The sequence below is a fragment of the uncultured Succinivibrio sp. genome (genome assembly GCF_902756765.1).
In the GTDB taxonomy this organism is placed as follows: domain Bacteria; phylum Pseudomonadota; class Gammaproteobacteria; order Enterobacterales; family Succinivibrionaceae; genus Succinivibrio.
Window position 1 is genome coordinate 1 of record NZ_CACVSS010000081.1, and the last position, 9446, is coordinate 9446.

General features: G+C 40.2%; 8 protein-coding genes. 4 read left to right on the forward strand and 4 right to left on the reverse strand.

The genetic code is table 11. From position 1 onward, the window contains the following. Positions 1-60 precede the first annotated feature (60 nt). Positions 61-1416 carry an AmmeMemoRadiSam system protein A gene (amrA, locus tag QZU45_RS09770; protein ID WP_295354766.1) on the reverse strand — a complete coding sequence of 452 codons (1356 nt, stop codon included), beginning with the start codon at positions 1414-1416 and terminating at the stop codon, positions 61-63. A gap of 269 nt (positions 1417-1685) precedes the next feature. Here amrA and QZU45_RS09775 point away from each other — a divergent pair, with 269 nt between their 5' ends. Both QZU45_RS09775 and QZU45_RS09780 read left to right on the forward strand, forming a co-directional pair. Continuing rightward, positions 1686-2009: a helix-turn-helix transcriptional regulator gene (locus QZU45_RS09775; protein WP_074942650.1), complete on the forward strand. Its 324-nt coding sequence runs from the start codon at positions 1686-1688 to the stop codon at positions 2007-2009. Continuing rightward, a complete protein-coding gene (locus QZU45_RS09780; RefSeq protein WP_074942651.1) occupies positions 1999-3231 on the forward strand; it encodes a type II toxin-antitoxin system HipA family toxin in 1233 nt (410 codons plus the stop codon). The genes QZU45_RS09775 and QZU45_RS09780 overlap by 11 nt, the downstream gene beginning before the upstream one ends. A 115-nt stretch (positions 3232-3346) precedes the next feature. Here the strand turns inward: QZU45_RS09780 and galK are convergent, their stop codons facing one another. The 3 genes from galK to galE are packed head-to-tail and all read right to left on the reverse strand — an operon-like array spanning position 3347 to position 6617. Then, a complete protein-coding gene (gene galK / locus QZU45_RS09785; RefSeq protein ID WP_295354771.1) occupies positions 3347-4510 on the reverse strand; it encodes a galactokinase in 1164 nt (387 codons plus the stop codon). Positions 4511-4525: 15 nt separating this feature from the next. After that, positions 4526-5569, reverse strand: a complete 1044-nt coding sequence (locus tag QZU45_RS09790) for a UDP-glucose--hexose-1-phosphate uridylyltransferase (RefSeq protein WP_295354774.1) — start codon at positions 5567-5569, stop codon at positions 4526-4528. 28 nt (positions 5570-5597) lie between these two features. Then, positions 5598-6617: a UDP-glucose 4-epimerase GalE gene (galE, locus tag QZU45_RS09795; RefSeq protein ID WP_294997741.1), complete on the reverse strand. Its 1020-nt coding sequence runs from the start codon at positions 6615-6617 to the stop codon at positions 5598-5600. A gap of 581 nt (positions 6618-7198) precedes the next feature. Between galE and QZU45_RS09800 the strand changes: the two genes are divergently transcribed. Next, positions 7199-8206, forward strand: coding sequence for a LacI family DNA-binding transcriptional regulator (locus tag QZU45_RS09800; protein ID WP_295354777.1), 1008 nt, complete (start codon positions 7199-7201; stop codon positions 8204-8206). Positions 8207-8300: 94 nt separating this feature from the next. Continuing rightward, positions 8301-9341 carry an LpxL/LpxP family Kdo(2)-lipid IV(A) lauroyl/palmitoleoyl acyltransferase gene (lpxL, locus tag QZU45_RS09805; RefSeq protein WP_295354780.1) on the forward strand — a complete coding sequence of 347 codons (1041 nt, stop codon included), beginning with the start codon at positions 8301-8303 and terminating at the stop codon, positions 9339-9341. Positions 9342-9446 lie beyond the last annotated feature (105 nt).

Genomic DNA, 9446 nt, shown 5'->3' on the forward strand with positions numbered 1-9446 from the left:
CAGTGTCTAGGACAAAGTTCACATCTAACTTTCTGAGTCATTCTGAAATACTCTCTTCCATCAGAAATGTCTAATCACTTCAAAACGCTCAAGCTCTACAGATTCTTCATCCGAAATATTGCCCTTGCGTCGGCAGATCCTAATCTGCTCCTGAGGAGTATCCACTCCTTCAAGATCAGGCAGAAGCACACCACTCTTATGCCCTGATCTTACAATCACACCATACTTTTTAGGATTAAGCTCTTCAATAGATCCTATCTTCTCAGGTTCAGTCAGAACATCCACGCTAACAGTAATAAATGGCAGTTCATCTTCTCTAACCGGCTCAAATCTTGGATCGTAAGAACAGGCATTCACTGCAAACTTAATAATTTCATCCGCTACACAGTCACAGGTTGGGGCAAGTGAACCAATACAGCCACGAAGCTGACCGAATTTTTTTAGAGATACAAATACTGCAGCCCTGTTTTTGATTAAGTCCTTTGAAAGACCATCAGGTCTTGACAGCATAGAGTGTGTTTTCACATAGTGTTCCATTGAAGCTCTTGCCAGAGAGGTATATTCATCTGAAGATTCCCTGGATTTGCTGTTTTTCTCTATCTGTGCATTTAAGAATTTATCAAGATAATTATTGTCTCTACTCTCCCCAGTAACTTTAAAACCGGCTACAGCATAACCTACTCCAAAAGGCCCTTCATAGGAATAAAGATTACCCTCAATCGACTTGCAGTCCAGAACACCTGCCATCATCACAAATGGTCTGAAACCGCACTCACCTGCCCCTTCGCAAACGTTGGAAGGAATTGACAGAAGCTTATAAAAATCAGATTCTCTGAATGACTCTGCTATACATTTGTCAAAAACAGGTCCATTGCTGTCAAAGCCATAAGGTCCATCCTCTAAAAGACGGTGAGATAAATCTCCGCTGCCAATAAAGACAGTTTTTCTCTTTAGTCTTGCAGCAACCTCAGCAACAACCTGTCCAACCTTGTAATGTCGAACAACTTTATAGGCTTTCAGATATTTATTTAAAAACCACATCGGGATCATGGTTGCATGATCAAGCTCGCTCATTTTATGCCCAAGTCTGCCAGCACTTATATCCTTAGACTTCAACTCATCGCACAGCTCATCGACAAAACCTTCATCATAAACAGCATCGATACGGACTGAACCTGCCCCAAACTGAGAGAAACTTCCTGATTCTCCAGAACCTGAGGCCACATGAATATAGTCTGCATAAGTTTCCATGTGAGGAGAGACAATAACTACGGTTTCCGGCTCCAAAGAGGCAACAAACTCCATAACCTTGTTATAGGAGTCAATAGTGGACTGAATCTGTTTTTCTTTTCCTAGGCCAACCTCTGGAATGATTAAAGGAGGATGAGGTACAGCAACAGCAGCAAGAATAGACATATAAACTCCTTATGGTTATTTGGTTAACCTAACTTGTATTATCTATATTCAGTTTGAGCTGTTTTCCATTACTTTTACAGCCATTGAGCTTTTTTAGATATTACATTGTGAATTGTTTCACATTCTATATTCTCATACCGATATCTTTTTATTTTCAGGAATGTCTCATATTGCTATCTATTAATTCTCCATTTACGCATCATAACGTTTGTAATTATAAACATCTTTACCTATAATGTTTATAAATATGAACATTTAGAGGTAATTCTATGGGAAAAAGGATTGTTCTTACCCCCAGTATTAAACGAATACTTCAGACTATGGGAGAACAGATAAAACTTGCTCGTTTACGACGTGACATTCCTGTAGAAGTCATAGCCGACAGAGCTGGTTTGGGACGAACGACTGTATGGTCAATTGAGAAAGGTAGTCCCTCAGTATCCATGGGAGCCTACGCAAAAGTTCTTCATGCCATTGAGGGTATGGATCAAGATTTGTTGCTCATTTGTAAAGACGACAAAAAAGGAAGACTGCTGCAGGATATGGGACTTACCATTGCTCATAGGGCATCGAAGAGAAAGAATGAAAGATAATAAAACGATTTTTTGCTACTTGGACGACTATTATCGTGACCAATTTTATATTGGAAACCTTTATGTCCAAAAATCACATGGCGACGAAGTCTACTCCTTTGAGTGGTCCGAGGAGGTATTGGCAGGAGATGAGCATATATTCTTAGATCCGCAACTTCATACTGATATAACAGGGCGTCAATATGCTGAAAAAAACATTTTTGGAATGTTTTCTGACTCCTGTCCTGACCGCTGGGGGCGTCTACTCATGAAAAGACGTGAATCAATACATGCACGTAAAGAGGATAGAAAGCCAAAAGCCCTACGGGAAAGTGATTTTCTTCTAGGAGTTCATGATGAAAGTCGCATGGGAGCGCTTCGTTTTCGTACAGAGCCACAAGGAAATTTTCTAGCTTATGATAAAGAACTAGCAACTCCACCTTGGACAGAACTTCGCCGTCTGCAGGATGCCTCCAGAAATTTCGAGACAGACTCAGGTAACGATGAAGATTGGCTAGCCCTTCTTATGGCTCCAGGCTCCTCACTAGGAGGAGCAAGACCTAAAGCAACAGTTTGCGACGAAAAAGGCTGTTTATGGATAGCAAAATTTCCGTCAAAACATGATACAGAAAACACCGGTGCGTGGGAAATGGTAGCCCATGACCTTGCAAAAATGTGTAATCTTAATGTCCCAGAAGCAAAAGCTTTAGATATAACAAAAGAAGGAACAACCTTTTTGGTAAAGCGATTCGACCGATTTGGTGATAAACGTATTCATATGGCTTCAGCCATGACAATGTTAAACAAAACTGACAATGATCATGATGCATCATATCTTGATATTGCAGATTGGTTAACATCACATAGTCCGAAAGCCTCTGCTGATTTAAAAGAGCTTTGGTGCAGAATGGTATTTAATATTGCCATATCAAATACTGATGATCATTTACGCAATCATGGATTTCTGCTGGATAAGGATGGGTGGCGTCTTTCACCGCTGTTTGATGTAAATCCAAATCCTTATGGAAGCAATTTATCCTTGGGAATCACGGAAGAAGATACTGAGCTGGATTATTCTCTGGCTTTGGAAACGGCTGAATTCTATCAACTAAAGAAGACTTATGCTGAGCAGATTATAAGCAATATAAAAACAGTAGTTGCAGATAACTGGCTTACGTTGGCAAGAAAATATAACATTTCTCGTTCTGCAATAGACAGGATGAGTCCTGCATTTACAATGTAAATCAACCAGAATGTAAAAAAAATGCCGATCAAAACGATCGGCGACAGGAGGAATTCCCTACCCTTTAGGGCGGGGAACTTACTATTTTCGAGAACAAATTATTATTTAACGGTAATTAAGCTAGACGTGTGAAGGTTGCGCCATCACATGCCTGAGTCTCAAAAATGGTTGCGCCAATACCTGAAATCTTCTGGTACTTGGCATTGATAGCATTCTTAACCACTTCAACATTCTTTGGCTCAACAACAGCAACAACACAGCCACCGAATCCACCACCGGTCTGACGAACTGCAGCATATTCCTCACCTAAGGCTTCCTTAACGATATCAACGATAGCGTCAGTTTCCTTTACAGTGATTTCAAAATCCTGCTTCTGTGACATGTGAGATGCGTACATCAGTTTTGCAAGAGTCTTAAGATCACCTGATTCAAAAGCCTTAGAAGCCTCTAAAACACGATCATCCTCAGTGATTACATGACGGGCACGACGGTAGGTAACATCATCCATCTTATCCTTGCATGCATCAAGCATTTCCATAGTAGCATCACGTAACAGAGGAACTCCTATAATCTTTGCAGCCTTTTCACAGCTCTCACGACGGTCGTTATACTCAGAACCTACCAACTGATGCTTGATGTTTGAATTGATGATCAGAATCTCAAGATTTGAAGGAACAGCAACCTGAGTTAGACCGTATGACTTGCAGTCGATACGAACAGCGTGATCTTTAGTTCCGTTTGCAGAGATAGCCTGGTCCATAATACCGCACTTCATGCCGATGTAAGCTTCAGCAGCCTGGCCCATCAGAGCGATATCCATTAAAGCGATGTTTAAATCAAAGGCATTTGATACCAGGTGACCGAAACATACCTCTAAAGATGCAGATGAAGATAGACCTGCTCCTGGAGGAACGTCACCCTTGATAGCAATATCAAGACCTTTAACCTTGCTGCCGAAATTCTCGCAGATCTGGTAAGCAACACCGCGAAGGTAGTTTACCCATAGCTTGGTTGGGTGCTTTTCAATCTTTGCAGCTAATTCGAACTCGTCGTAATCATTATTCATATCAACGGCTAAAATGCGCATAGTATTGGTGCCGTTTGGCTTGGCGACCATACAGGTACCGTACTTGATGGCACATGGAAGAACAAATCCTCCGTTATAATCAGTATGCTCACCGATAATGTTTACTCGGCCTGGAGCATACTCCTGCATGGTTGGTTTTGTTCCGAATTTGTCTTCAAAAGCTTTTAGGCAAATTTCTTTGATGTCTGACATTTTAAAATCCTATGTTTATTTATTTAATGAATAATGAGTCTCAGATAGATCTCTTAAGCGGGTTGCTGCCTGCTCAGGAGTTAAATCACGCTGCTTTTCGGCTAAAAGCTCGAAGCCAGCAACAAACTTCTTAACGGTTGCACTTCTTAGTAGAGGTGGATAGTAGTTAGCGTGCAGCTGCCACTCTGAATGCTCTTCACCGTCAACAGGAGCATTGTGCCAGCCCATTGAGTATGGGAATGAACATTCAAATAGATTGTCGTAACGGCAGGTCAGCTTCTTGATGGCTAAAGCCAGATCGTTGCGCTGATCATCATTCAGCTGATTGATAGTCTGAACCTTGAACTTAGGAAGAATCATGGTTTCAAATGGCCAGAATGCCCAGAAAGGAACAAGAGCAACAAAGTATTCGGTTTCAAAAATAATGCGCTCTTTTTTCTTCAGCTCTGCATTTACATAGTCTAATAGCAGTGGAGTATTGTGCTTTTCAAAATACTTCTTCTGCTGTCTGTATTCTTTCATAACTTCTTCAGGAATGAAGTTACATGCCCAGATCTGTCCGTGTGGATGTGGATTTGAGCAGCCCATAATTGCACCTTTATTCTCAAATAACTGTACATACTTATAGGTTTTTGAAAGCTCTGTGAACTGGTCTCCCCATAGGTCAACCACACCACGAATCTCTTCAACATCCATTACAGGAAGAGTCTTTGAGTGATCAGGGCTAAAGCAGATAACTCTTGCAGTACCACGGGCTGGCTCAAGCTGGAATAATTCCTCAGACTCAGGTGCATCCAGAGGAGTATCTGGAGTTAAAGCCGCAAAGTCATTGGTGAAAACGAAATTCTTCTCATACTTAGGGTTAGAATCTCCGTTTACACGAGTGTTGCCAGGGCACAGGTAGCATTTAGGATCATAGCTAGGCTTAATCTCATTTGCCAGTTTCTCAACCTGTCCCTGCCAAGGTCTCTTTGCTCTGTGAGGAGAAACCAGGATCCATTCACCTGTTAGGGCATTGAATCTTCTGTGTGGATGATCTGTTAAGTTAAAAGATGTCATAGTTTTTTCTTACCTTTATTTAAATCTTTTAGTCTTCGTAACCGTTTGGATTGTTCTTCTGCCAGTTGTAAGAATCGGCGGTCATATCATCCAAAGTCTTCTTGGCGACCCAGCCTAATTCATTCTTGGCCTTTGATGGATCTGCATAGCAGGCAATAACATCTCCTTCTCTTCTAGGAGCAAACTTGTAAGGAAGTTCTCTGCCAATTGCTTTAGAGAAGGATTTAACCATATCAAGAACGCTATAGCCGGTACCGGTTCCTAAATTGTAGATATGAGTACCAGGTACATTCAGGCAGTGATTCAGAGCAGCGACATGACCTAAAGCAAGATCAACAACATGGATATAGTCACGAATACAGGTGCCGTCTGGAGTTGGATAATCATTACCGAAAACAGACAGTTCCTTTAATCTGCCAACAGCAACCTGTGTCAGGTAAGGCATCAGATTATTTGGAATACCTCTTGGGTCCTCACCAATTAAACCAGACTCATGAGCTCCTACAGGGTTGAAGTAGCGAAGCAGCACCATTGAGAAAGAAGGATCAGCAATCTGCAGTTCCTGACACATGTACTCAATATCAACTTTGGTCTGTCCATATGGGCAGTTAGCTCTCTTTACAGGAGAATTCTCGGTTAATGGAAGAGAATCTGGCTCACCATAAACAGTGGCAGATGAGGAGAAAATGAAATTCTTGCAGCCGAATTCTCTCATTACAGACAGAAGAACACGTGCACCATTAACATTGTTGTCATAATATTCGAGAGGCTTTTTAACAGACTCACCTACAGCCTTTAAACCAGCGAAATTAATAACTCCGTCAATCTTATAGTTCTGAAAAACCTGTTCTAACTGCTCACGTGAACGAATATCACCTGAGACAAATGGAACGTTACGGCCTACAATCTTATTGATTCTTGCAAGTACTGCAGGTTTTGAATTGTAGAAGTTATCATAAATAACAGGCTCATAACCAGCTTTAATCAGTTCAATTACTGTATGTGAGCCAATGTAGCCTGCGCCACCAGTTACTAGAATAGTAGTCATATTAAATCCTCGAAATACAATAGTAATGCTCATGTAACCGTTTACATGACAAAAATTATATACCTCATTGTTTTTTTAGCAAGAGATAAAATTTGATCGTTTTCACATTTTCAGTTTTTGAGGGGAACATAATTATACTTAACAACTATGTTACATTTACTTATCTTTTTGATTTACAACATAAATATTATAAATTATGCGGACTTGAAAACCCACGGTTTTAACCGTGTGGATGAGAGCCAGCATAATTTATAAAAACAGCTTAAAGAAACTGTCTGGCACAACATTTTTAATCGATTTTTACTAAAAATCGAAATGCAAAAAATTTTCTTTAACTTTAACAAGTTAACCCACAAAATATTTTTCACAAAAAAAATAAGTAAGCGTTTTCATAAAAAAGCCAATAATGTGAGGAAAATACAGTAGTTATGCCGTGAAAACACCGTTTTGTTTTCATTTAGAGTCAATTTTACTTATAATTAGCCTGGGTAATCTAATAATTCACAAAAAAACACCAAAATGGTATTTATGCACTTTTTAAGTCATACCATAAGCACCTTTCAGATATAAGAATAAATTTTATGACCGCAACAATTAGAGATGTAGCAAAGAAAGCAAACGTATCAGTTGCTACTGTATCAAGAGTCTTAAACGGCACAGCCAAGGTAAGTGAAGCCTCAAAGAATGCTGTTCTTGCAGCTCAGAGAGAACTTGGCTTCTACCTTAATGCAAATGCCAGAACTCTAGCAAAAAAGGACAGTGAAACCATTGGAGTACTGGTTTCCGATATTTCTGATCCTTATTTTGGCACTATGATCAAATCTTGTGATATGGCTGCCAATGCCATGGGAAAATCTCTACTAATTGCCCAGGGGTTCTATGATCCTCAGAGAGAACAGAAGGCAATTGATTCTCTTCTCTCACATCAGTGTTCCGGAATGCTTGTACATGCATTGGCCATAGATGATATTCTGCTCTCAGACTACATGAGACGATTTCCTTACATCGTGCTCATCAACAGAAGACTCAGAGGTTTTGAAGACCGCTGTGTAATTATTGATAATCACAACGGTATGTATGATCTGACAAATTACCTTATCAAATTTGGACACAAGAAAATTGCATATGTAACCTCCTCTTTCGGTATTTCTGATGCCCAGGAGCGTTTTTCTGGTTTCAAGAAAGCATGTGCGGACAATAATATAGAAATCAATCCAAGACTGATTCTCTCTGTACCTCCATCACTTGAAGGAGGAAAAATGGCTGCAGAACAGCTTATGAAGATTGGTATTGATCAGTTTTCTGTAGTCATGTGTTACTGTGATACCATCGCAGCTTCCGCCATGTCTACCTTTGAAAACAACGGCATCAAGATTCCTAACGATATTTCCATAACAGGATTTGATGACCTGTTTATTGCCTCCTGTCTGAACCCAGCACTGACTACCGTAACAAATCCTATCGGAATAATGGGTAAAGAAGCATTAAAACTATCTTTGGCACGCTACAAAAAGGATTTCGATTTTACAATTCCTCAGTTTAAGACTGAGCTTATCATCAGAAAATCCGTTCAGGAAATAAAAAACTGACAACAAAGAAAAAGAACAATCTGAACAAAAATGTAGGTCGTGAAAAGGATCTTAGAGGTAAAATAACATAACTTTTTGTTAGATATAGAGTTATATGGCTAAATTATCACTTCACGTTTCAGAAAAAGAAAGACAGAAAGAAAGCAAAGAAAATAAGCGCTTCTCCACTTCACAGAAAGGCTGGGGAAAAGGTTTTGCAGAAAAGCCTGTTTTTGTAAAAAGAATGATGCTTCCCCACTTCTGGAGTGCATGGTTTGCGTTATTCATGCTGTTTGTTATTGTTAATGTTCTTCCTTACAGAGTTCAAATGTTTTTGGGCAGCAAGATTGGCAGGCTCATGGGCACAATTCTTCCTGCAAGAAAATATGTTCTGAAAAGAAATCTCGAACTAGCCTTCCCTGAGATGTCTGATGAGGAAAGACACAATCTTTCTAAAGAAATTCAGCGTAATTCAGGCATGGCTATATTTGAAACAGGTATGGCATGGTTCTGGCCTGACTGGAGATTAAAGCGTCATGTCATAATTGACGAGGAAGGGATGCAGTACGCAAAAGAATGTACTGCCTCAGGAAAGCCGGTACTGGTGCTGACAGCTCATTTTGTTCACCTTGAACTTATGGCAAGAATTTACGGAACCTATATTAAGTCAGGAATTGGTGTATACAGACCTACCGACCATCCTGTATGGGAGTGGGCTCAGGTTAAAGGCAGACTAAGAAAGAATCTTGCCCTTGTATCAAAAAACGATCCACGCTCAATGATTAAGGCTCTGAAAACGGGAGCTCCTATCTGGTACGCTCCAGATCAGGATTACGGAAGAAGAGTCAGTGTTTTTGCTCCTTTCTTTGCTGTTAAGGATACAGCAACAGTTGCTGCTACCCATAATCTTGCAAAGATCGAAGGCACAATGATCACTCCTTCATGGACTATTAGAGAAGGTGACAAATATCATCTTTATCTGAAAAAAGCTCTTCAGGATTTTCCAACTGAAGATACAATAGCAGATGCGACAACCGTAAATAAAGTTATCGAAAGTATGGTGAGAATGGCGCCTGAACAGTATTTATGGATGCACAGACGTTTTAAGACAGCACCTGACGAAAATGAGAATCGTTATCCAGGACTTGAGGAGTAAAACGGTGAAAAAGATTTTCTCTATAGCAACTTGTATCGCTGTTGTTCTAACCGGCTGTATGTCAGCAGAAGAACAGGCCGCAGCAAACAAGGTTATTACAGCTCT